The 22,879-nt window shown below is 40.0% G+C and carries 19 protein-coding genes, 6 tRNA genes and 1 riboswitch; of the genes, 8 read left to right on the top strand and 17 right to left on the bottom strand.

The features are described from left to right. The first annotated feature begins 174 nt into the window (after positions 1-174). Positions 175-1,206 (top strand): LacI family DNA-binding transcriptional regulator, encoded by a 1,032-nt coding sequence (locus tag WKT11_RS08210; protein WP_025580574.1) that lies wholly within the window; start codon positions 175-177, stop codon positions 1,204-1,206. Positions 1,207-1,416: 210 nt separating this feature from the next. Here the strand turns inward: WKT11_RS08210 and WKT11_RS08205 are convergent, their stop codons facing one another. From WKT11_RS08205 to WKT11_RS08175, 7 genes are all read right to left on the bottom strand, one after another. Continuing rightward, positions 1,417-3,081, bottom strand: a complete 1,665-nt coding sequence (locus WKT11_RS08205) for an alpha-glucosidase (RefSeq protein ID WP_117675780.1) — start codon at positions 3,079-3,081, stop codon at positions 1,417-1,419. Between the two features lie 195 nt (positions 3,082-3,276). After that, a complete protein-coding gene (locus WKT11_RS08200) occupies positions 3,277-4,212 on the bottom strand; it encodes an AraC family transcriptional regulator (RefSeq protein ID WP_055059951.1) in 936 nt (311 codons plus the stop codon). Positions 4,213-4,299: 87 nt separating this feature from the next. Beyond that, positions 4,300-5,556 (bottom strand): ABC transporter substrate-binding protein, encoded by a 1,257-nt coding sequence (locus tag WKT11_RS08195; protein ID WP_117675778.1) that lies wholly within the window; start codon positions 5,554-5,556, stop codon positions 4,300-4,302. A 9-nt stretch (positions 5,557-5,565) separates the two neighbouring features. Then, positions 5,566-6,675: a glycoside hydrolase family 172 protein gene (locus tag WKT11_RS08190; protein ID WP_055200019.1), complete on the bottom strand. Its 1,110-nt coding sequence runs from the start codon at positions 6,673-6,675 to the stop codon at positions 5,566-5,568. Positions 6,676-6,710: 35 nt separating this feature from the next. Further along, positions 6,711-7,568: a carbohydrate ABC transporter permease gene (locus tag WKT11_RS08185; protein ID WP_022381105.1), complete on the bottom strand. Its 858-nt coding sequence runs from the start codon at positions 7,566-7,568 to the stop codon at positions 6,711-6,713. A 13-nt stretch (positions 7,569-7,581) separates the two neighbouring features. After that, on the bottom strand, positions 7,582-8,478 hold the full coding sequence (locus tag WKT11_RS08180) for a carbohydrate ABC transporter permease (protein WP_008705747.1): 897 nt from the start codon (positions 8,476-8,478) through the stop codon (positions 7,582-7,584). 105 nt (positions 8,479-8,583) lie between these two features. Beyond that, on the bottom strand, positions 8,584-9,819 hold the full coding sequence (locus tag WKT11_RS08175; RefSeq protein ID WP_055200020.1) for an ABC transporter substrate-binding protein: 1,236 nt from the start codon (positions 9,817-9,819) through the stop codon (positions 8,584-8,586). A gap of 273 nt (positions 9,820-10,092) precedes the next feature. Between WKT11_RS08175 and WKT11_RS08170 the strand changes: the two genes are divergently transcribed. The 3 genes from WKT11_RS08170 (at position 10,093) to WKT11_RS08160 (ending at position 14,500) form a co-directional block, all read left to right on the top strand. Continuing rightward, a complete protein-coding gene (locus tag WKT11_RS08170; RefSeq protein WP_340283709.1) occupies positions 10,093-11,937 on the top strand; it encodes a sensor histidine kinase in 1,845 nt (614 codons plus the stop codon). Next, on the top strand, positions 11,912-13,516 hold the full coding sequence (locus WKT11_RS08165) for an AraC family transcriptional regulator (RefSeq protein ID WP_243103787.1): 1,605 nt from the start codon (positions 11,912-11,914) through the stop codon (positions 13,514-13,516). Before WKT11_RS08170 ends, WKT11_RS08165 begins: the two co-directional genes overlap by 26 nt. A 180-nt stretch (positions 13,517-13,696) precedes the next feature. Continuing rightward, positions 13,697-14,500, top strand: coding sequence for a sirohydrochlorin cobaltochelatase (locus WKT11_RS08160; protein ID WP_118410908.1), 804 nt, complete (start codon positions 13,697-13,699; stop codon positions 14,498-14,500). Positions 14,501-14,646: 146 nt separating this feature from the next. On the opposite strand, the gene WKT11_RS08155 is transcribed toward WKT11_RS08160, so the two are convergent. From WKT11_RS08155 to WKT11_RS08140, 4 genes are all read right to left on the bottom strand, one after another. After that, positions 14,647-15,156, bottom strand: a complete 510-nt coding sequence (locus WKT11_RS08155; RefSeq protein ID WP_117675774.1) for a VanZ family protein — start codon at positions 15,154-15,156, stop codon at positions 14,647-14,649. Next, the gene (locus WKT11_RS08150; protein ID WP_117675772.1) at positions 15,153-15,635 is read right to left on the bottom strand and encodes a hypothetical protein; all 483 of its coding nucleotides are present in this window, start codon (positions 15,633-15,635) and stop codon (positions 15,153-15,155) included. Before WKT11_RS08150 ends, WKT11_RS08155 begins: the two co-directional genes overlap by 4 nt. Before the next feature lie 138 nt (positions 15,636-15,773). Then, positions 15,774-15,920: a hypothetical protein gene (locus WKT11_RS08145; RefSeq protein WP_181977682.1), complete on the bottom strand. Its 147-nt coding sequence runs from the start codon at positions 15,918-15,920 to the stop codon at positions 15,774-15,776. 118 nt (positions 15,921-16,038) lie between these two features. Further along, entirely contained in the window at positions 16,039-16,962 is a 924-nt protein-coding gene (locus tag WKT11_RS08140) for an alpha/beta fold hydrolase (protein WP_117675770.1), read from the bottom strand. Positions 16,963-17,206: 244 nt separating this feature from the next. Here WKT11_RS08140 and WKT11_RS08135 point away from each other — a divergent pair, with 244 nt between their 5' ends. Beyond that, positions 17,207-18,259, top strand: a complete 1,053-nt coding sequence (locus WKT11_RS08135; protein ID WP_340283703.1) for a DUF5067 domain-containing protein — start codon at positions 17,207-17,209, stop codon at positions 18,257-18,259. Between the two features lie 235 nt (positions 18,260-18,494). Then, positions 18,495-18,710, top strand: coding sequence for a DUF378 domain-containing protein (locus WKT11_RS08130; RefSeq protein WP_025581288.1), 216 nt, complete (start codon positions 18,495-18,497; stop codon positions 18,708-18,710). 143 nt (positions 18,711-18,853) lie between these two features. Here WKT11_RS08130 and WKT11_RS08125 read toward each other — a convergent pair. The 5 genes from WKT11_RS08125 to epsC form a co-directional block, all read right to left on the bottom strand. Continuing rightward, positions 18,854-18,926: transfer RNA gene (locus tag WKT11_RS08125), tRNA-Gly, on the bottom strand. Positions 18,927-18,929: 3 nt separating this feature from the next. Beyond that, positions 18,930-19,000: transfer RNA gene (locus tag WKT11_RS08120), tRNA-Gly, on the bottom strand. 17 nt (positions 19,001-19,017) lie between these two features. Next, positions 19,018-19,090 (bottom strand) — tRNA-Gly (locus WKT11_RS08115). Between the two features lie 3 nt (positions 19,091-19,093). Next, positions 19,094-19,164: transfer RNA gene (locus WKT11_RS08110), tRNA-Gly, on the bottom strand. Between the two features lie 341 nt (positions 19,165-19,505). Then, positions 19,506-20,432, bottom strand: coding sequence for a serine O-acetyltransferase EpsC (epsC, locus tag WKT11_RS08105; RefSeq protein ID WP_118247245.1), 927 nt, complete (start codon positions 20,430-20,432; stop codon positions 19,506-19,508). A gap of 272 nt (positions 20,433-20,704) precedes the next feature. On the opposite strand from epsC, the gene WKT11_RS08100 reads away from it, so the two are divergent. Together WKT11_RS08100 and WKT11_RS08095 are read left to right on the top strand one after the other, a co-directional pair. Beyond that, positions 20,705-20,792, top strand: a tRNA-Ser gene (locus tag WKT11_RS08100). A gap of 138 nt (positions 20,793-20,930) precedes the next feature. Next, positions 20,931-21,001, top strand: a tRNA-Trp gene (locus WKT11_RS08095). 137 nt (positions 21,002-21,138) lie between these two features. On the opposite strand, the gene WKT11_RS08090 is transcribed toward WKT11_RS08095, so the two are convergent. Continuing rightward, positions 21,139-22,065, bottom strand: coding sequence for a cation diffusion facilitator family transporter (locus WKT11_RS08090; protein ID WP_181993258.1), 927 nt, complete (start codon positions 22,063-22,065; stop codon positions 21,139-21,141). 307 nt (positions 22,066-22,372) lie between these two features. After that, positions 22,373-22,479: riboswitch (NiCo riboswitch) on the bottom strand. Positions 22,480-22,879 lie beyond the last annotated feature (400 nt).

Here is a 22,879-nt window from a genome sequence, read left to right as displayed (position 1 = left end):
GCTTATGAGCAACAGTGACAATTTTTTTGCATTTATTTCAAGTTTTTTTGTGCAATACTTGCGTTTTTGTATATCATTGTGCTAAAATATCCACATAACAGGATATAAGATTTCAAATACTTTTGCATTTTCACTCTTATATCTACAGACTTTTTTCACATCGGGGTGTTTCAAATGATTACAATCAAAGAAATGGCAGAAATGCTGGGAATCAGTACCACAACGGTATCTAACGTCATTAACGGAAAAACCAGCGAAGTCTCTCAGAAAACTGCCGAAAAAGTCCAGAAGCTTCTGGATGAATATGACTATGTACCTAATATGAGTGCAAAGAACCTTGCGCAGAATCATTCCAGACTGATTGGAATTGTCCTAAAAGGACGCAAAGACAAATACGAAAATATTTTTGCAGATCCATTTCACGGAGAATTGCTTGGTGCCCTGGAGGCAGCGATCCGCGAACATGGATATTATATGATGCTTTATACATCCGAAGACATCAACGAAATCGTCCGCAATGTAGTAAGCTGGAACACCGAGGGACTGATTCTTATCGGTATGCTCCATGATGACTACCTGCGAATCAAGAGTAAATATAAGAATCCTGTTGTCCTCATCGACAGTTATACGCCAAAAAATATTGCCAAATATGTAAATATCGGTCTTGATGATGAGCAGGGTGGATATCTGATGACTAAATATCTTCTGGAATGCGGTCACCGGAAGATTGCTTTCCTTGCTGATAATATGGAAGGTGTAGATTATGTCCGTTATACCGGTCATCAACGTGCTCTTCAGGAATATAACATAGATGTAGATCTCGACAATCTTATCGTAATCCGTCCATCTAAATATGAACGTCAGGGAAGTATGGAAGAGATTTACGCTGTCGCACACAAATTCACTGCATTTATGTGCTGCTCAGATTATTATGCAGTCACATTGATGAAATATCTCCGCGAAAGGGGCATCCGTTTTCCGGAAGACCTCTCTATCACGGGATTCGATGACAATCTGTATGCACAGGTAGTCTCTCCTCCCCTTACTACGATTCACCAGAATATCTCTCAGCGTGGAACTATGGCTGTCGAGTATCTGCTCAGAATGATTGACGGATGGGTCCCAAAGTCTACTAGTATTACACTTCCGGTCAAACTTGTTGTACGTGACAGTGTTAAAATTCTGAATTCCGATAAACAGGATTAATTCATCGCATAACTATACATAAAAAGAACGAAACTCTTTCAAAATGCTTTTCTGGATTTTCGTTCTTTTTTCTCTATATCTATGTACCAAACAAGAATCAATTAACTGCTACATTAGATTCCAAAAACAAAAACAGAGAGCATAGATTGCTCCATGCTCTCCATCATTCTTTCAATTTTATATTGCTTTTTGACTATCTCATTTTCCTTATTACATTTCAATAACAAGGAACTGATAACCCTTCAACTCAATCTTATTTCCATCCATAGCTACATCATCATAGTTATTGATCAGAACTTTCTTGCACTCTCCTGCGAGCTCGATTGTCTGCGGCTCTTTCTGATAGTTACCAACTACAAGAAGAGTCTTGTCACCTTTACGATAGTATGCCATCAGATTGTGTACGTCTTCCCATACAGGTTCCAGTTCTCCGTAAACAACAGTCTCTTTGTATTCCGGATCCTTACGCAGTGCGATAAGTTTCTTATAGAAACTTCTCACAGATTCCGGATCATTCATCTGGCTCTCTGCATTGATCTTTGTATAATTCGCATTGACCTTCAGCCATGGTTTACCTGTTGTAAATCCTGCATTCTCACCATCTGTCCACTGCATCGGTGTTCTGGCATTATCGCGGCTGAATCTGGAAACAGCTTTCAGCGCTTCCTCAGGTGTACATCCTGCTTCCAGAGCTACCTTGTATTCATCCAGACTGGAAATATCATCTACCTGATCAATAGATTCAAACTTCACATTCTCCATACCAAGTTCCTGTCCCTGGTAGATAAACGGAAGTCCGCGAAGCATAAAGTTCAGACCGCCAAGCATCTTCTTACTTGCGTCACAGCAGTCACCTTCCGGGATATATCTGCTGACACCACGAGGCTCGTCATGATTTTCAATAATATTGGAAACAAATCCGATATCGCCAATTTTTCTCTGTGTTGTAAAGCAACATTTCTTGTAGGCATCCGGAGTAATCTGTTTGCAGTCATACCATCCCTTGTCAGATGCCCCCCAGATAGTCTCTTCGAAGTCAAACATACTGGAGAAATATCCATTATCGCCGATGAAATCCGGAATCTCTTCATCCTTCTCATCGAAAACTTCACCGACAGAGAATGCATCGTATTTTTTAAAGGTGCGGTCTCTCATCTCGCCAAGGAAGTCACCGATTCCCTTTGCTTCTTTCAGCATCTTCCTGATACTGCAAAGACCGTCTTCACGATCCGGCTCATAGTCATGCATCGGAAGTGCTTTCTTGATATTGATAATCGCATCAATACGGAATCCACCAAGACCTTTATCCAGCCACCAGTTGATATTCTTATAAACTTCTTCCCTTACTTCCGGGTTCTCCCAGTTCAGATCGGGCTGTTTCTTATGGAAAACATGCAGATACTGTTTATTTGTTCCTGGAAGATCTTCCCATACAGGTCCGCCGAAATAAGAACGCCAGTTAGTTGGAAGTTCTCCTTCTTTCTTGTCACGCAGATAGAAGAAATTACCATATTTACCATCCGGATCCTCACATGCTTTTTTAAACCATTCATGTTCATCAGAACAATGGTTTACAACAAGATCCATCAGAATGTACATATCTCTCTTCTTAGCCTCAGCAATCAGTTCATCCATATCTGCCATGGTTCCAAAGCGAGGATCAATATCATAATAATCTGAAATATCATATCCCTGATCAGCTAACGGAGAGCGGTAGCAGGGGGAAAGCCAGATAATATCAACTCCCAGATCTTTCAGATAGTCAAGCTTCTCAATAACACCTCTCAGATCTCCAATTCCATCTCCATTGGTATCATAAAAACTCTTCGGGTAAATCTGATAAGCAACCTTTTCATTCCACCATTTCTTTACCATTGTAAAAATCCTCCTGTGTTTTTTATTAACCGGCGCTATTGTATGCTTTGTTCCCAGTATTATACCTCTTACCTTTAGCGCCTAAGGTCTCTTTTTCATTTACGGCAATTATATCAGAATCCAAGGCTTCTGTCTTATCTTTTTTTGATAAAAAAATACAAAATTTTGACTTTTTTATATTACCGATATTCTTATTTACTGTGTTTCTTTTAATGAATGTCTGCGGTACTGCAGTGGTGTTGTTGACGTATATTTCCTGAACTCTCTCAGGAAATTTCCCAGATTATTATATCCGCATTCCAGACAGATTTCCGTAACTGTAAGGTCAGACTCCTTCAGATAATGAATAGCCTTTTTTATCCTGTACTCATTCACATATTCCATAGGCGAACGCCCGATCACCTTCTTGAAAAATCTGCAGAAATATTGCTCATTCATCCCGATCAGTCCTGCAAGGTCACGTATATAAATTTTCTCTTTATAGTTCTCCTGTATGTAAGTCAGTGTTGTCTTGATCGTCTCAATTCTGTGGTCATGATTCTTCTCCGTTACCTCAAATAGATTATTCGCAGACAGAACTGCCAGAATCCGAAGCAGCGCTGATTTAATAAACAACTGTCGGGTGATATCATCCGTAACCGCCTCGCCGTCATAATAATTCTCCCGGAAAGAATCTCCTCCAAATACATTACGGATTTCTTCATAAGATTTTCTTACCGGTTCAAATGCCGGTTCATTCTTTCGCAGACATCTCGGAAACTGGATACTGCCATTTTGTACCGGCTGGATCAGATTCGTCTGAATCTGATCCAAAGCATATGCAGAGCTTAGCATATCCATATGAAAAACCACCGCATTTTCCACACAGCCGCCGTTTTTTTCAACAGAAATACTGTGAAGTTCCCCGGGATTAATAAAATAAAAACATTCCTCTGAAATGTTGAAACGTTCCATATTTACCTCCAGACAGAACTCTCCACCCGAAAAATAAAGCAGTTCTACTTCTTCATGCCAGTGGTGTTTCACCATATTCCCTTTTATCCTTGTTCCTGTCTGATAGAACGCACAGGGAAAGTCCTGTGTACCATGGACGCGTATTTCCTTTAAAGTTGATGGTTGTTGATTCTGCATGAAGCTGCCTCCTGTTGTCATTGTTATTGTTATTATAAATCCGGCATCAAAAATCCGCAACTAAAAAGGACATCCGAAGATGCCTTTTTAATAGTAAGTATTTATACAATTTTGTGCCTGCTCAAAGAAACTGTCCTCTTCACATTGCCCAAGAACATATCCCTGAAACAGTTTTCCCATATCTGAAACAGCACCCATGGAATTTTCACATAACGGACGTGCATTCAATGTATATTCCCGGAGATATTTCCGTATCATATCTATTCCTTCCAGATCAATATCCTCATTTTCGATCACATCCACTCTGGCAGGATAACTTTTCATTATTTTTGCATATTCAGTACTGCCTTCATAACCGGCTGCATACTGAAGAAATCTGACAGCTGCATCTTTATTTTCTGAAGCATTGTTCAAAGCATACTGCCAGGTTGCAATATTAGTGGCTTTTTTCTTATGAAGCACGGGAAGCGGTGCCATATGTATTTTATTTTTCCCATATACATCAGCATCAAGAAATGTACCCAGAGCACTCGTATACATAAAAACACATCCATATTTTCCCCTGATAAATTTCTCTTCCATCTGCTCATACTGATCTACAAACTGTGCAGGCGATGTATTTTTCTCATCCAGCATACTTTTCATATATCTGGCTGCATCTTTGGTTTTCGGATCAGTCCAGTCGAAATAATCGCCACCCCAGAAATTCACAAATTGCGAAAGACTGTTATAAACATATGTATTTTCCCATGCATCTCCATAAGCGTACTGATCCGGATTTTTCAAACTCTTCTGCAGAATATCAAAATCACCGGTATTCTTTATCTCATCGAGTCCTGCCTGTTTCAGCAACTCCTGATTTACCCAGAACATCATAATATCCATCTGAAAAGGGACAGAATATATATGTCCATTCTCTTCACAAATGCTTTCCAGATACTTCTGCGGAAAGCTGTCTCTTACTTCTTCTGTCATAACGTTTTTTTCCAGTGGTTCCAGATATCCCTTATGCTTAAACTCAGAAATCATCTCATCATTCACGGAAATCAAATCAATATTTTTGTCCCCCGAAGCCAGGATCGTGGATATTTTTGCCTGCCGATTATCCGCATTGGACGGACATTTTTCCACAGTGATTTCCATATCAAGTTTTTTTTCTGTTTCCTCGATAAAATCCTGAAATCTTTTATTATCTGCATCAATATGCATGATTGTCAGCTTTTGTTTGTCTTCGTGAAACGACGATGAGGGGAGCTTAGATAAGCTCCCCGTATCTCCACATCCTGTAATAAGCAAACATACTGCAGTTATGAAAATTACAACACTTTTTTTCAAGCATTTCACCTCTGTTTTTTATCTTGGCCATCTGTCCTCTTTTGACATCAATGGTGCAAACGGTGCATGTGGGTGTGTCTGATACCAGTAAGCCACGCTTGCCACATCATCCTGACGTTCAAATAATCCTCTGTAACCTACTCCAATCTGCTGAATGGTCACACGCAGATCCTCATCAAAACAAATCGGATCCTGAATATGCCAGCGATAGAAACCTCTCATCGGCGGACAGTCATCATTATGATAGAAATTATGGATCAGCTCATCATGAGCAGAATAGTATGGGTAGCCCAGATATGGTGTATTATAATTTTGTTCCACAGTCTTTCCGTCCACCTGCTTTGCAAAACTCCAGGAGCCTCCAAAATAATCTTCTGTTCCGGTTCCGCAGATTGTGGGATATTCATCATCACCGTCAATATAGAATTTCATTTCACCTTCGCCCCACCAGTAACGTTCCAGTGTGGTAAGTGCAATATAAGTTCCTACATAATGACCTTTTCCTTTTACTCCGTCAAGGATTGTATAATCTTTCTGCTTCTCTGTCAGTCGCTCTCGCCTCCACTGTGCATGGAAATAAGTAATATCATCCGGAAGCTCATCATACAGACAGTAATCTACCTGATAGAAAAATGCCGGAATTTTATTTGCATGCTGATTTTCCAGAGTAATTTTTGCTTTTTTCTTAAACGGCATCGGGAAGTAACAGTTAAATCCTCTGCTTGGCACCACTGCCATTGGGACAGAATTTACAATACACTCTCTTCCAAAACCACAGCAAAAGAAATCTCCGAGAGGACTTTCCACAGATGGTGTTTCCTCATCATCCCAGTACATACGGATGACCAGATCTCTCAATACAAAACAATCTGCATCTGTTGTCTTGTTATCCACTGTAATCCAAATATGATTGATTTCTCCCGGACCTTCCATCTCTGCAAGAGTTACAGTTGCACCCGGCTCAATATCTCTCAGGCAGGGACTTCCTTTTCTGGACGGTCCCAGATGGCTCGCTGCCATTCCGCCTTTACCTTTTTCTCCGTGTGGATTCTCTGCATTGATTGCACGGCTTCTTCCATGTTTTGACAGAGCAATTCCACCAAGTCCACCTTTAAATGACTGATACATAATGTTTTCCTCCAATATTCTTAGCATTCAGATAATCAGGCTTTTACTCCTCCTGCCATTATACCATCCATGATCTGCTTTTCAAAGACTGCAACAAAAATAATGATAGGCAGAAGTATGATCCATCCCATTGCACTTACCAGATCCCACGGAACTCCATACATGTTGTCACGCAGTGGAAGCTGTACAATGGCAACGGAAAGAACCTGAATACCATTTGAATAAAACAACGGTGTGAAGAAGTTATTCAGGCAGGTAATAAAGTTGATAATACATACAGTTGCGATTGCAGGTTTCATAAGAGGCAATACGATTGTAAAAAGTCTCTGTGAAAAAGTTGCACCGTCAATCGCTGCTGCCTCTTCCAGTGAAATAGGGATTTCCCCCACAAAGTTTCTCAGAATCAGAACCGTAAATGGGATAACAGTACTGATATAAAGCAAAATCAGTCCGGGATATGTATCATATAATTTTACTTTCTGCATGAACTCATATAATGGTCTTGCTGTAACAACCTCAGGAATTAACATAGTTGCAATAATAAATGCAAAAGCAATATTGATTCCTTTTGTAGTGAAACGTGAGAATCCGTATGCAGCCATTGCACAGAGTACAGTACTGATAACCAGTGTAAGACCTACGATCAATACTGTATTTCCCACTTTTGATAAAAGTCCTACGTTCTCGATCAGAAACTTATAGCTTTCCAGTGTCGGATGATCCGGCAGATAATCAATCGGTGTTTTGAATAATTCTCCGGAAGGTGTAATAGAGGAAATAAAAATCCAATATACCGGAAACAGGATAATAAATGAGACAATTGCAAACAGTACCCATCTTCCACCTGCCATTACACCATGATATATGTTATATTTTCTTGAATCTTTTTTCATGGTATTTCCTCCTTTAGTTATCAATCTTGTTCATAACACGTATATTCAGCCAGCTGAATACTGCCATTACAACAAACAGTAACATTGCCAGTGCAGATGCATAACCGACATTCAGATTTGTAAACGCCTCTGTCGTGATTCTGTATGCGATCAGTGCCGTATCTTCTCCAGGACCACCTGAAGTCATAGAATATACAATATCAAAGGTTGTCAGTCTCCATAAAGTAAATGGAATAGATAAAGTCAGTACATTTTTCAGTATCAACGGTAATGTAATTCTGAAGAAACACTGGATTCCATTTGCACCGTCTACTTTTGCGGCTTCATAGATATCACCCGAAATAAACTGCAGACCGGATAATACAAGAATCGCAAAGAACGGAAGATCTTTCCACAGATCCACGGCAATTACAGCAGCTCTTGCAGATCCTGTATTGATCAGCCAGCTATTCTGGTATCCATGGACAAACAATCTGATAAAGTCATTGATCAGACCATAATCATTATTAAATGCCCATTTTGCAGCCATACCTACAACAACTGCCGGCATTGCCCAGGGAATCAGTACAATCGTACGAAGAAAACGACGTCCCTTAAATTTCATATTTAATATCAGAGCAAGACCTACACCTAATATTACATGGAATATCATTGATACTACTACAAAAATCACTGTAAAACGTATAGATGTAAGCACTTTGGGATCTGAAAAAATTTTCAGGTAATTCTGAATTCCACAGAATTCATTAATTCCGGACAGAATTTTAATATCAAAAAAACTATTTCTAACTGTCATTAAAATCGGATACAAAGTCGTAAATCCACGAATAATAACCACAGGTAACACCAACAGCCACGGAATCCATTTCATTGATTTTTTACTGATTGTCACAGGTACTCCCTCCTTCATATCTTTAAGCACAGGTATAAAGCAGATTTTTCTGCTTTATACCTTCATTTATTATGTCAGTTTTTATGTGTCAGTATTTCAAAAGACTTTAAACGAATACCGTTTTTACTGATATGTATCAACGACTTCCTGTGCTTTTTTACAGAACTCATCTACTGTGATCTCATCTTTCATGCAGGACTGGAAGATAGTTCCCATATCACTGATGAACTCCATTGTCTGTGCTACCAACGGACGTCCCTGTACGTTGCACTCTTCTGCATACTGGCTGTATATTTCTTTTGCAGGATCAGTATCCGGAACAACTTTTTCTGCAACATCCTTTCTTGCAGGATATCTGTCAAATGCTTTATAGGATGCTTCCATTCCACCTTCATCTGCCATATACTGCAGGAATTTAATGGCTGCATCTTTGTTTTTGGATGCACTGTTCAGCACATAGCTCCAGGAATCTGTAAAGATTGCTCGCTCTCCATTGCCGCTGAAATCAGGTACCATTGCCATGTGGATCTTGTCAGCTCCCAGCATATCTGCCTTTGCATAATCCGTACCTAAGCCCCACATAAACCAGCATCCGTATTTGCCATCATTGATTTTTGGATTCATCTGATCATATTTATCTGCGATCTGATCAACAGGTGTTTCTTTGTTGGCAACCAGATCATGAAGGAACTGAATTGCTTCTTTATTTTCTTCTTTTGTCCAGTCGAAGTAGTCACCGCCAAACATATTTACAAACTGTGCAATTTCATTAAATGCATATGTCTTTTCCCAGGAACCGCCGTATCCGAAACGTCCATCTTTTGAAACTGCTTCCATGTATTTCATGAAATCTTCTTTTGTATCAATGGATTCGATTCCCACCTCATCCATAATTTCCTGATTTACCCAAAATGCAAGATATCCTGTATATCCCGGAACTCCTACAATATTTCCATCCTTATCTGTGATCATATCCTGAATATAACCCTGCGCAAACTGATCAATTATATCATCTGTCATAACCGTGTCATTCAGACCTTCCAGCCATCCGGAATTCTTGAATGCAGCACTCATTTCATCGTTGATTTCGACAATGTCTACGGAAGAATCTCCTGTAGAAAGAATCGTTGTAATCTTCTGCTGACGTGTGTCTGTATCTGTCGGAGCTGCAATAACATTGATATTTAAACCCGTTGCCTCCTCTACATTTGCAAGCCAGTCATCAAAATCCGGGTCAGTAGTGTTAACGCTGTATAAAGTAAGATCATATTTCTCCTCTGCTGATACACTTACAACATTCCCCATCATTCCTGCCACCATTGTTGCAGCTAAAACTGCACTTAACACTTTTTTCCTCATATTCTCTCCTTTTCCGAACAGTTCTCTCGCATCAACTGTTCTGTGTTATTTGGTAATTAAAGAATAACAAAAACACTCTTTTTACTAAATACAATTTCTTTTGATTGATTTATATTATTTTTCGTTCTATTGTTTTTTTCATTCTGATTTTTTATAATACAGATAGCAGATGAACACTGTGTTGCATCTTTACAGAATTGCTGTATAATATGGCAATCTTCAAAAAGATACCTGATAAAATCAAACCTATTCATATAAGGAGTATTATGTGTAATGAAACTCAACTTGAAAAAAATAAATTATCATAAATGGATTCCTTCCAGATTTTCCTCATTTCAGGCAAAACTCCTGATTGCCTTTCTGGTTGCAACCCTGCTTCCTCTGACACTTGTTGCACTGGTCAGTTACCATGTTTCCTATAATCTTGCCAGAGACCGAATCACAAACTCTGCATTGATGTCTGATGAACAGCTTATTTTTCAGCTTAACAGCCGTCTGAACCAGACCGAAAACGTTGCTGACACCATCCAGTATCAGATGTACGCTTTTGAACACTCTTCCCCAGATCAGGTTGGCACCATGCAGGCATTAACATCCATGAGAAGCAATATTTCATTATATAAATCTACGTTTGATTTCTTTCATATATATGTTTTTTTAAAACCGGAACAAACCGGAGCTGATGAGGGTATATATTTCTTTTCCACAGATAAATTTTTCAATTATGGAATCAGCGAATCTGAATTACATTCCATAGGTTCTTCTTCCCTGTGGCTGTTAAAGAAAAATACCACCTTACCCAGAGTTATATCTGCTTCCAAAAGAAGCGCAAATACACTGCTGTGTTTTCGTGCTCTTCAGGACAAATCCAGCAATGTTCTCGAATATGCTTATTGTATTGCACTTGACTGCGATGAATTTTCCCGGTATCTTCAGACTTCTGCTTCTGATACCGCAATTTCCAGTTACATTCTGACACCACAGGGACAAATTGCAACTCACAGTGATTCTTCCCGTAATCAGACCTGGATTTCAGATTCAATAAAACAGATGTTTCTGGAAAATACCAATTCCTTCTTTAAAGACAATGACATCTACTATAACTGCCGCACTCTGGATAACGGTTGGCTGCATATTACGGAAATCCCGGAAAACTATATCAAAAGCAATACACAGGTACTGATCAAAACACTGTTGATCACTGTAATTATTTCTCTGCCGCTGACTATTTTTATTGTAATCCTTTTTTCCAGGAAACTGACAAGCAGAATTGCCGCACTGTCCTATGCCATGGAATCCTTTCATCTCGGACATGATCCGGAACACCTTTCCATCATCACACTTCCACATCCGGATGATGTTTCCAGCTATGACGAAATTGACAGACTCGGAATTACTTTTGAAGATATGCAGCACACAATTGCCCAGAATCTGAAATCTATTGTCAGTCTCTCCATTAATGAAGAGCGCCTGAAATATCAGCTGTTACAGTCACAGATCAACCCACATTTCCTCTACAATATCCTTGGAACCATCCGAACCTGCCAGGCACTTGGCAAATTGGATATTGCAGATCAGATGCTGACAAATCTGACTGCCTTTTACCGGCTGACACTGAGAAAATCAAAAGAACTGATACCGATCAAAGACGAGCTGGAAATTGCCCGCCTGTATCTGGAAATGGAGAAACTCTGCCATAAAGACAATCTTAACTGGGAAATCAATGCTGAAGACGGAATAGAAAATTTCATGATCTGCAAATTTACATTACAGCCATTCCTGGAGAATTCTATCCTGCACGGTCTTTCAGCAGATACTCCTGAAGTTTTTATTTCCATTCAGGTGCTCTACGGTGATGATACCGTAGTGATATCCATTGAAGATAATGGAGCCGGAATGTCTCCGGAGACACTGGAACAGCTCCGATATGCCATAGACAATAAAGTCATAAATTATGAAAAACATTTTGGAATTTCAAATGTAAGCGCCCGCATTTCCAATCCTTTGTACGGTAACGGCTCTGTGCGTATTGACAGCCATCCCGGAAACGGTACCTATGTCACAATTGAATTTCAGCAAATGGAGGATACAGATGAGGAAAATAATGATTGTAGATGACAATTATCTGTCAGCAGAAGGAATTGAAAAGAACATAGACTGGGAAGTTCTGAACGCAGAAATCATACATATCTGCTACAACGGAACTTCTGCGATAGAAGCTATGAAAAACGAACCTGTGGATTTGATCATCTCAGATATTGAAATGCCGGATCTGGACGGAATTTCCATGAGCAGGCAGGCACTGGATATTAATCCAATGGTAAAAATCATACTGATCAGTGCCTATGATAAATTTGAATATGCAAGACGCGCTCTGCTTCTTGGTGCATTGGATTATATTGAAAAACCTCTGGATTACGCATACCTGATCCAGAAAGTAAAAAATGCTTTTGACTTGATGGAACGTGAGCAGAAAAATCTGCAGTTGCTTAAACAGAGCAGACCTTTACTTATCGAAAAATTTTTCCGTGATATCACTCACCGTTCCAGGCAGGAGGCTTCCTATCGTCTCAAACCTTATCTGAACTACCTGAACCTCAAATTGGATTATGATTTTTATAACGTAGTGATTCTTGAACTGGAAAATGCACAGTCTCTCAAGGATTCCTATGGCATTGAGAAATTTCAGATGGAACTGCTGAATCTCCGTGATCTGATCACAGAACAAACCTCAGAATTAAATTATATTTATCCCCTGCAGGATATTGATGGTTATCTGTGTGTAATCGGACAAAGTGGCTGCCAGTCCGGAAATTTTCGCCAGCTTACCTATAAAATCATTTCTGCAATTGTAGATAACTTCAATTCACAGGGACTGGTCCTGAATGCTGGAATCGGTGCCATTGTACAAGATCTGTGGGATCTGAACCGTTCTTATGAAAGTGCTGTTCATGCACTGGATTATCGTTTCTTTTTCCCACACCAGAACGTATTTGACGGACGTGAGGCTCTTGGACATGACTTATCTGCCACTGATTTCTCCGATTCCAGAGAGGAGGAATTAATCCGCCTTCTGTGTAAAAAGGATGTTTCTGCAATTGACTCCTGGTTTCAGGATTTCTCCAGATGGCTTACTGAGAACTTCCGCACCAAAAGTTTCACATTTATCCAGATCTACTCTCTGCTTGGAAGGATTCTGAAGTTTTTCTATGAACTAAACCTGGATACCCATGATCTGGAAGCAAAGATCCTGTATGTATACAATCATCTGGAAGAATTTCATACCACAGAAGAACTATGCGGCTGGCTCAACGAACTCTGCCGCCTTCTCTGCTGGAAACTGGATTCTTCTCTGAATGATTATCACCAGAAATTATGCGAATCTGTAACTTCATATATTGACGAAAACTATGCCAGCAATACTCTGTGCCTGAACGATATCGCCAGCGAAGCCAATGTCAGCCCGGCTTATCTGAGTGCCCTCTTTAAAAAGAAACAGGGCGTGAGTATCAGTGACTATATCACTACTCAGCGAATCAACGCCGCCTGCCGTTATCTTACAGCCACAAACATGACTCTGAAGGAAATCAGTATGAAATGCGGTTACGCCAATCAATATTATTTCAGCACAAGCTTCAAGAAAAAAATGAATGTCACTCCATCTGCATACAGAGATACTCAGACGTCAAAATCTTAGCTTTTACTTGTGTTTCCCTATAACTCCCTGTATAATAAAAAACAATGTCTATTATCATGACATCTTTTTTATATGAGTGCGCAGTCAATTACCTTTTACCGCCACTACATCTGTTTTGCGGAAAACCTGTCAGTGGCAGTTGTGGTAAATGCCAATATACTTATTATAAGGAGATTTAAAATGGGGGTAACTGAAAAAACAGCAATTCTTGTTATCAGCTTCGGTACAAGTTATGAAGAAACACGAAAGAAAACAATTGAACAGATTGAATCTGACCTGCATCATGCATTTGGGAAATATCCGTTATACCGTGCATGGACAAGTCCCCGTATACGCGCCAAACTCCGGAAGCGGGACGGAATCCACATCATGGATATTGATGAGGCAATGACACAGTTGAAAGCGGACGGAATCCGAAACGTGATCGTACAGCCAACTTATGTGATCACTGGATTTGAAAGTGATGCGATGAAAGAAAAGGTTCTGGCATTTAAGAATGATTTTGATTCTATTATCATCTGCGATTCCCTGATGGTCACCAGACAGGACAAAGAAGAAGTCTGTCAGGCCATGGCTTCCGAATATCATCCAGGTTCTGATGAAGTTCTTTTATTTATGGGACATGGAACAGAACATGTTGCCAATGAACTCTATCCGGAAATGGACGGCCTGTTTAAACATTTTGGTTATTCAAATATGCATATGGGAACTGTTGAGGGGAATTTTTCTATCGAAAGTTTTCTGGATGAATTGAAAAATTCCCACCCGGATCATGTTCATCTGGCACCTTTCATGATTGTTGCAGGCGATCATGCCACCAATGATATGTCCGGCGAAGACGATGACTCCTGGAAAAGCATTCTGGAAAAGGAAGGATATTCTGTCAAATGTACTCTGAAAGGTCTTGGCGAGATCCAGGCGATCAGAGATATTTTTATCCGCCATACCAGAGCCGGACTGGACAGACTGTCAGGATTGCTATAGGCTTAAACACAATGAAAAATATTCTCTGATTTACACTATTACTGCAAACAGATTAAAAGGAGCTGTTGCATTAAATCTTTTATTAATGCGACGGCCCCTTTTTGTTTTTCCATCTTTTTTAATATGTACTTTTTCTCCCTGCCTGTTCAGCGATTTCGTTTTTTCTTCTTTTTATTGGGATTATTCAATACGGACCAGCAAAATGCCTGAACAAGAAGTATTCCGATAAATGCCCCCATACTGTCTATTCCCACATCTTTTACCGCTGGTGTACGTGCATCCACAAAAGACTGATGGTACTCATCCAGTCCTGCAAATCCCACACAGACAATTCCTGCAAGGATCATGAGCCAGATTCCTCTTACTCCATACACATATAGTGGAAAAGAAATCGCAATAGCCAGCAGAAAATACTCTGTCATATGTGCTGCCTTTCTCACATAGTAGTGAATTCCGTCTGCCTTATAAGCAATCTCTTCACTGCTCAGATTTTCTGATAAAAGCTCACTCTTCGTCTCCACAATTTCATAGCTTATCTGATAACTCAGATTCCCTGATACCTCGCCAGGCTGGGCTGAAAATGAAAAAATAATGTACATCATCAGCAGTGCCGGCAAAAAAGAAAGAGGCTTCAGCAATGTGATCAAAATTTTCATTCTTCTTCGTTTTCCCCGTCTTCCTCTTCGCCTTCCAATTCTTTAACCAGATTAGCTCTCTCAGCAATACTCATAGATTTATGCTGTCCGGATGCAGTTTCTTTCTTCAGTTCTCCGCCTGCGGCAGCTTCCAACGCCGCACTTTTCGCCATTTTTGCCTTTTTAAGCTTCTCTTCTGAAAGCATATTCTTAATGCTGAGAAACAGCAGACCAACACCGATCACAGCAAATGCAATCCCGGCAAGCATAAATCCTATACTTGTGCCTTCTGCACCTGTTATAAAGCCCTTACAGAGACTGTAACCTGTATATAAAAGATAAATTCCTGCCAGAGTCCAAAGCAGAAATCTTGCGTTGGAAGATTTCTGTTCTTCTGCATCCTGTTCTTTTTCCTCACTTTTTGCAATTTCCTGCATATCTTTCTGCTGAGTCTCTGCCAGATTCTGTTCCTGCAGTTCTTCATTTTCGTTTTTCTCCATAAAAGCCTCCTCTTATTTATACAATTTGTAACTGTTCAATACCTTCACAGATGGGACTATCTTACCATTTTTTCTTTCAGACGTAAAGTCTTAGTTACTTTTCATTTCGCCCCGGAAATACGTTTGTTACGGTTCACATTACAGGAAAAGACTGCCGGATTCCTCCGACAGACTTTCATTTTTTACAAGTTCTCCCTGCTCTGCCGCCGGATTTTTCTCCGTACATCCTGCGCAGCTTAGACTGAAAGCAATTATCAGTAACAGTGCAATTTTGTTTTTTCCCAATATCTGGCTCCCCTCTCTGAAAATGATTCTTAATGGATTTTTGAATTCGTAACACCAAATAAAAATAGTTACAGATCATTATAGTTTAACCAGATACCCATTCATCCTATACATCAGCTCAGAAACCCTTTTTTCTCATGTAGACAGTAATGTCATGGTAAACCTGCTCTTTTCCAATCTCATTGAGGATTTCATGACGCATTCCCGGATACAGCTTTCCTTTTACATCTTTATAACCTGCATGACGCATCGCACGCACTGTTTTTGCAAAATGGCGTACATTGATCAGACACGGATCCTCTGCTCCACTTACGAACAGTACCGGCATATCCGGATTTGTACAGGAAAAATGTTCCACATCATATGCACGTTTCATCAGTTCAAATAATGCCAGATATGCGTCATCTGTAAAAGTAAAGCCACACAATTCGGATTCCTCATACTCTTTCGCCACATCAGGGTTTGAACAGATCCATGCCGTGCATCTCTTATCCTTTCGGAATTTCATCGCCCCTGCACCAAAGGACATTGTTTCTATCAGTTTACTTCTGTGTCTCGGTCCAAAGACAGCTTTCTCTGTCTTTGCAATGGCAACTCCCAACGGCATGGCAGTATTGTAGCTTGGAGATCCACACACAATCAGCATATCCGCACAACTGTCATGTTCTGCCACAAACGCCCTCACTGCCAGTGAACCCATACTGTGCCCCATCAGTATCAGCGGAAGTTCCGGATAGTATGCATGGATTTTTCTGTTCACTGTGCGGATATCCTGAAGCATTGCCTGTGCTCCCCCACCGTATGTAAAGCCGAGATCCTCCTGATATTTTACACTTTTTCCATGTCCTCTGTGATCATGGATCACTGTCACATATCCTGACTTTGCCAGATACTGCATAAACGGAAGGTACCGCTCTTTATGCTCACTCATCCCATGAACCAGCTGCACGACTGCGCGATATGGCTTCTTATCCGGTATCACCGCCATAATCGAAATCTCAAGATTATCCGCTTCTGATTTAAAAGAGCTCTCGTACTTCATAAATTCACGCCTTCTTTCCTGTTTTTATTATTGTTATTCTCTCACCTTATCCTGTTATTTTGATTATAGGTAAGGTATTTGCCATTGTCAACGCATTCTGTTATAATCAAATTGTTACATTTTGTTAGCGTTCAATCCATTCTCACTAATTAACATAGGTGAGCAATGACACGCTTCGTAAACAGCAATCCTTACAGTAACAGTACAATACGTTTCAGAGCTTAACCCTAAGACAGGAGGAAACATGACAAAAAAGAATAAAAAAGGACACGCCGGGCTGATTATCTTTATTTTAATCCTGGTTCTCGCCATTGGCGGAGGCACAGGATTCTATTTCTATCAGCGCCAGCAGCCACGCAAAGCAGTGGAACAATTTCTTGACAGCATGAAGAATATGGACTTTACTACAATGGAATCTATGATTCAGAGCAGTGATCTCTCTGCGCTGGACAATGCAGATATCCGAAACGCTGCATACACTGATTTCTTCTCAGAAATCAATAAGAAAATGACCTACAAGATCACAAAGAACAGATTTGACATTCAGAATGGTACTGCTTCTGTCACTGCTCACATTACTTACATTGACGGAACCAATATTTACAAGGCAACCATCACAGAGTTTCTCCGTCAGATCGTTTCAAACGCTTATGCCGGAAATCAGCTCACAACAGAAGAAACTCAGGAAAAACTTGCATCTATTCTGAATGAACAGGCAAAGAAAGTAGAGAAAGATGTATTCTCAGAAGCAGATATCACCTACCCGGTAATTAAAACAGATTCCGGATGGAAAATCGTTTCTCTGGATGATGAAACAGTAAAAATCATGTCTGCTAATTTCAAGAGTGTAGAGGAAGAAATCAACAATTCGCTTAACAATGCAGACAGCAAAAATTCAACAGCCAATGCACCAGAGGCAACTGCTGATGACATTCTGAATCTTACCACAGAGAAATTTACGATCAAATACACGAAACATGTGATCACCAAAGACTTTGCAGGAAATCCATGTATTATGGTTTATTATGATTACACCAACAATTCATCTTCCGCATCCAGTGCAATGGTTGATGTAAGTCTGAAAGCTTACCAGCATGGCGAAGTCTGTGAGGCTGCTATTCCAGAGAATAATGATGATGCAATTGATCATTATACAGCAGAAATCCAACCGGGACAGACTGTAAATGTATGTCAGGCATTTACACTGACAGATGAAAGTGATGTCACCGTTCAGGCACAGGAAGCATATTCCTTTGACGAAGATGCAACCGCAAAACAGATTCTTAAAGTAAAATAGCTGAGCAATAGAGATGATAGTGAACACCAATCATATCTCTAAGTTATAAACATTAACTTATCAGTAAAAAAACAATATACACAGTTTTTCAAAACCAAATTTGAAAGCTGTGTATATTTTTTATTTTCCGTGAAACAATATGAAATGTATAGTACATTATTCGAAAACGGTGTACTGGCTTTATGATTCCTGTAAAAGCTGTATACAGCGACAGGTTATGAAAGGATGGTGACTTATGGGAAGCAAATGTTTAAGATATACGGCGCTGACTATCGCCATTATCGGAGCTGTTAACTGGGGACTGATTGGTTTTTTCAATCTGAACCTGGTCGCTCTCCTTTTCGGAAGCATGAGCTGGGTTTCCAGAATCGTATATGGTCTGGTTGGAATCTGCGGACTCTATCTTCTGACCTTTTACGGTGATTCCGACACTATCTCAGAACAATCCTGAGTACAAGCCAACATCTGAAATTATAATTCTATACTATAATCCTTCCTAATGGACTGCGGCATATTTATCAAATGGATATGCCGCAGTTCTTTTATAGTGGTTCTTAAAAGAAAAAAGGACTTCGGAAAATCCGAAGTCCTAAGAGCGATAGACGGGGCTCGAACCCGCGGTCTCGACCTTGGCAAGGTCGCGCGTTACCAACTACGCCACTATCGCACAAGCGGGTGATGGGAATCGAACCCACGTATCCAGCTTGGAAGGCTGGTGTTCTACCATTGAACTACACCCGCAGATATTCAATTAAAAGAGCGATAGACGGGGCTCGAACCCGCGGTCTCGACCTTGGCAAGGTCGCGCGTTACCAACTACGCCACTATCGCATAAGCGGGTGATGGGAATCGAACCCACGTATCCAGCTTGGAAGGCTGGTGTTCTACCATTGAACTACACCCGCACAGCTTGTTGTCTGTGCATCTCTGTCGCATCAACGAAGATTAGTATATATGATGAAACTTCATTTGTCAACACTATTTTTGAATTTTTTCTATTTTTTTAACAGTATGCACAATTTCAGGTAAAAAACAAGGCTGTACCTCATTCCAGCTACTTCAAAAATTACAGAAATTTGCTCATAATCCTATGACTAACTCCTTATCTTTGCAACTCACAATCAAAATAGCATATAATTCGCATTATTTTTTGAAATTGCTATAGATCAGACAGATATTTACAATCCATCTGACCTATACAACTCTCCAACAAATAACCTATTTAAAGTTTATTTGGTATAGATTATCAATTCTCCCAATCCCACACATTCGTAGCTTCTACTGCGCTTTTCGGTTTCTTGATTACAAGCTCAGGACTCTTTGCGCTGACTTTAGTATTTGCAGGGATAGATTCTGTGATGAATGTGTTACCACCGATAATGGTATTCTCTCCGATCACTGTCTCACCGCCCAGTACAGAAGAATTAGAATAAATTGTCACATTATCTCTGATGGTCGGATGTCTCTTCACATTGGCAAGTAACTGTCCCTGACGGGTGGAAAGTGCACCAAGTGTCACACCCTGATAAAGTTTTACATTCTTTCCAATCTCTGTGGTCTCACCGATTACAACACCTGTACCATGGTCAATAAAGAAATATTCTCCGATCGTGGCACCCGGGTTGATATCAATTCCGGTATAACCATGCGCATACTCTGACATGATTCTCGGGATAAATGGCACTTCCTCACGATAGAGGACATGTGCAAGTCTGTATACATAAATTGCATAAAATCCAGGATAAGAGAAAATAATCTCCTCCTTACTCTTGGCAGCCGGGTCACCATCAAAGCCCGCCTGTAAGTCTGTCAGGAGCATGGACTGAATCTCCGGTAGGCTGGCAAAAAATCTCTCTGTAATCTGCTCTGCATGGTCTTTTGCCTGCTGCTCTGGCTCTCCCTGATACAAAAATGCCACCTCGATCTGCTCCTGTAAGCAGTCATACAGGTCATTTAAGCGATATGCCACATAATGCTCCGGAAACATCTTCGCACTGGAGTCTACGCTGAAGTATCCCGGAAAAATAATAGATCTCATATCTTTAATAAAGTTAATAATCTCTTTCTTATTTGGAAGACGGTCTCTGTCCTTTCCAAGAAAAAGATCTTCTTTGCGATAATTATCTGTCAGCTTCTCCACTGCCTCCAGAATTGTTTTCTTCTTATCTGTCATGATTGTCATCCTATTCTACTTTCTGACAGTCATTTACCTTTCTGAACATCACACATATCTATTAACTGATATGAAATATATAAGCTTCATATTTACCCAGTCACAGAAATACCAAGAATAAATAACTGCATTTTGCTATTATCTTATTACAGAGAGAAGAATTCGTCAATAAAAAAGAATTGACCTTTCCGTTAATTCCTTATATAATAAGTAACAGTTCCGGAATATATACAGATTTGAATATATACAGAACTGTTTTCTGATATTAATCCGGAGATGTACCCAAGTGGCTGAAGGGTCCGCACTCGAAATGCGGTAGACCGGGCAACCGGTGCGAGGGTTCAAATCCCTCCATCTCCGCTCTGCATGTTACTGTTGACACTAATTTTCAGTAATGTAGGCAAAATTATTTATAATAATTGCACAATAGCCTTGACAATCGTTGCTTTTATATGTATAATTGCAACAGTAAAAGAAATTTTTCAAAAGAATTTACATAGGGGATTGGTCAAATGGTATGATAGGGGTCTCCAAAACCTTTGGTGGGAGTTCGATTCTCTCATCCCCTGCTATTAAAAGCGCTCGAAAACTTTGTATTTACTGAGTTTCGGGCGTTTTCATTTTATCTCGGATGATCAAAAGTAATCATGAAAGTAATAAAAATAGGACTACCCAAATTATATTTTCGGACAGTCCCATTTTTTAGTTACTCATTCACCGGATTCACATGAACCATGCAGTGTTTTACGTCTTTAAAATTTTTCTCTATAGTATGATGAACATTCTCTGCAACGTCATGTGCCTCATTCAGTGGAATCTCACCATCTGCTGAGATTTCAATATCCACATACATCTTAGAACCAAATAATCGTGTCTGGAGAAGGTCGATTCCCTTCACTCCTTTCACTCCCATGATCACTTCTCTCATGCTCTCTTCTGTTGCCTCATCGCAGGAATGATCAACCATCTTATCAATTGCATCTCTGAAAATATCTACAGATGCTTTCACGATCAGTACACAGATTGCCACACTGGCAATCGGATCCAGAATCGGGAAGCCAAGTCTCGCACCCAGGATACCGATAAATGCACCAACAGAGGACATTGCGTCTGAACGATGATGCCATGCATCTGCCATCAGTGCGCCAGAGTTTATTTTCTTCGCAGCACTCCTCGTATACCAGAACATCCATTCCTTCACTACAATAGAAACAACTGCCGCAATCAGTGCCAATGTTCCGGGAATTGCAATGCTTGCTCCTGAAGTACTCTTAATAATGTTCTCAATTCCATTCATACCAATTCCGATACCGGTTGCCAGAAGTAACCCGGACAAAATAATGGAAGATACACATTCCATCCGCTCATGTCCATACTGATGCTCCTTATCGGATTTTTTGCTGGATAAATTCACACCGACTATTACTACGAAAGTACTTCCCACATCAGATGCTGAATGAATCGCATCTGAAATCATGGCACCTGAATGTGCCAGAATTCCGGCAAGTAATTTAAATAAGGAAAGTAACAGGTTTACTGCAATACTCACACCCGATACCTTCATGGCTACCTTATGTTCCCATGCAGGCTCTTCTTTCTTAGTTGTCGTGTTACTGTTTGTCTTTTCTGACATTGATGTCATGTTTAATTTTTTTGTCTGTTCCATAACCAGGACCTCCTAAATTTTCTTTTCAAATATATAAGTTTTTGTACTTTCCTATATTTGAGTTTACAGGTTCTTCTTATGTCACATACATTGCGTCACAGTCAGAAAACATATTTCCTTTCTGCGACTTATCAAAGTGCGGTCTTACAGGGGTCTTTTGGTATCCCGGAATTGCACCCGTTTCAGGAAATTCTCCTAAAAGAAAATCCCTCTAAAAGAAAATCTCTCCAAAACATATTTTCCAGAAAACAAAAAGACACACCTGCGGAACATACACTGTCCCACAGATATGTCTGAAAATGTTCATATCTGCTGCCACTTCGCACGGCCCGGCCCCACGCCCTCGAGCATCTCGGGCATCGCCTGCTCAGTTTGTACTGTTGATCTCGCATTCTGTTGAATGTAATGCAGTGCAAAGAGAATTAATGTTACGTTACTGTTCACTCCGTTCACAGTAACGTAGCCAAAATTCATTCCAGATTGCCTGCGGCAATGGAATTTTGGCTCGTATGTCTCGGGATTTTGGCATATTCATGCCAAAACACCTCGCGGGATAGTGGTGTGTGAACAGTAACAATGCTACATATATCAATTCACAAATAGCATGATGTGAATCAAACAACAAGTCATATTATAATAGTTTTATAAGACTGTTTCTATTTGACTTTCACTGAAAATACACTATAGTATATCGGTTAGTCAAGCCAAATGTTATTGATTTTTTTTATCATTAATATGCAATATCTGCCGTTCACATTCCTCTTAATACAGCGCAAATTGA

Source organism: Blautia sp. HCN-1074, assembly GCF_037890165.1.
Lineage (GTDB): Bacteria > Bacillota > Clostridia > Lachnospirales > Lachnospiraceae > Blautia_A.
The sequence above is the reverse complement of the archived record's forward strand: the minus strand, read 5'-3'. Positions and strand labels throughout refer to the sequence as shown.

What these genes read in the sequence shown, in the direction of transcription:
- WKT11_RS08200 (WP_055059951.1), bottom strand. Translation starts at nt 4,212, where the DNA reads ATGCAGAATCAACAACCATCAACTTTAAAGGAAATACGCGTCCATGGT.
- WKT11_RS08090 (WP_181993258.1), bottom strand. Translation starts at nt 22,065, where the DNA reads ATGTCAGAAAAGACAAACAGTAACACGACAACTAAGAAAGAAGAGCCT.
- WKT11_RS08175 (WP_055200020.1), bottom strand. Translation starts at nt 9,819, where the DNA reads ATGAGGAAAAAAGTGTTAAGTGCAGTTTTAGCTGCAACAATGGTGGCA.
- WKT11_RS08190 (WP_055200019.1), bottom strand. Translation starts at nt 6,675, where the DNA reads ATGTATCAGTCATTTAAAGGTGGACTTGGTGGAATTGCTCTGTCAAAA.
- WKT11_RS08165 (WP_243103787.1), top strand. Translation starts at nt 11,912, where the DNA reads ATGAGGAAAATAATGATTGTAGATGACAATTATCTGTCAGCAGAAGGA.
- WKT11_RS08160 (WP_118410908.1), top strand. Translation starts at nt 13,697, where the DNA reads ATGGGGGTAACTGAAAAAACAGCAATTCTTGTTATCAGCTTCGGTACA.
- WKT11_RS08140 (WP_117675770.1), bottom strand. Translation starts at nt 16,962, where the DNA reads ATGAAGTACGAGAGCTCTTTTAAATCAGAAGCGGATAATCTTGAGATT.
- WKT11_RS08205 (WP_117675780.1), bottom strand. Translation starts at nt 3,081, where the DNA reads ATGGTAAAGAAATGGTGGAATGAAAAGGTTGCTTATCAGATTTACCCG.
- WKT11_RS08130 (WP_025581288.1), top strand. Translation starts at nt 18,495, where the DNA reads ATGGGAAGCAAATGTTTAAGATATACGGCGCTGACTATCGCCATTATC.
- WKT11_RS08185 (WP_022381105.1), bottom strand. Translation starts at nt 7,568, where the DNA reads ATGAAAAAAGATTCAAGAAAATATAACATATATCATGGTGTAATGGCA.
- WKT11_RS08150 (WP_117675772.1), bottom strand. Translation starts at nt 15,635, where the DNA reads ATGGAGAAAAACGAAAATGAAGAACTGCAGGAACAGAATCTGGCAGAG.
- WKT11_RS08155 (WP_117675774.1), bottom strand. Translation starts at nt 15,156, where the DNA reads ATGAAAATTTTGATCACATTGCTGAAGCCTCTTTCTTTTTTGCCGGCA.
- WKT11_RS08210 (WP_025580574.1), top strand. Translation starts at nt 175, where the DNA reads ATGATTACAATCAAAGAAATGGCAGAAATGCTGGGAATCAGTACCACA.
- epsC (WP_118247245.1), bottom strand. Translation starts at nt 20,432, where the DNA reads ATGACAGATAAGAAGAAAACAATTCTGGAGGCAGTGGAGAAGCTGACA.
- WKT11_RS08135 (WP_340283703.1), top strand. Translation starts at nt 17,207, where the DNA reads ATGACAAAAAAGAATAAAAAAGGACACGCCGGGCTGATTATCTTTATT.
- WKT11_RS08170 (WP_340283709.1), top strand. Translation starts at nt 10,093, where the DNA reads ATGAAACTCAACTTGAAAAAAATAAATTATCATAAATGGATTCCTTCC.
- WKT11_RS08180 (WP_008705747.1), bottom strand. Translation starts at nt 8,478, where the DNA reads ATGAAGGAGGGAGTACCTGTGACAATCAGTAAAAAATCAATGAAATGG.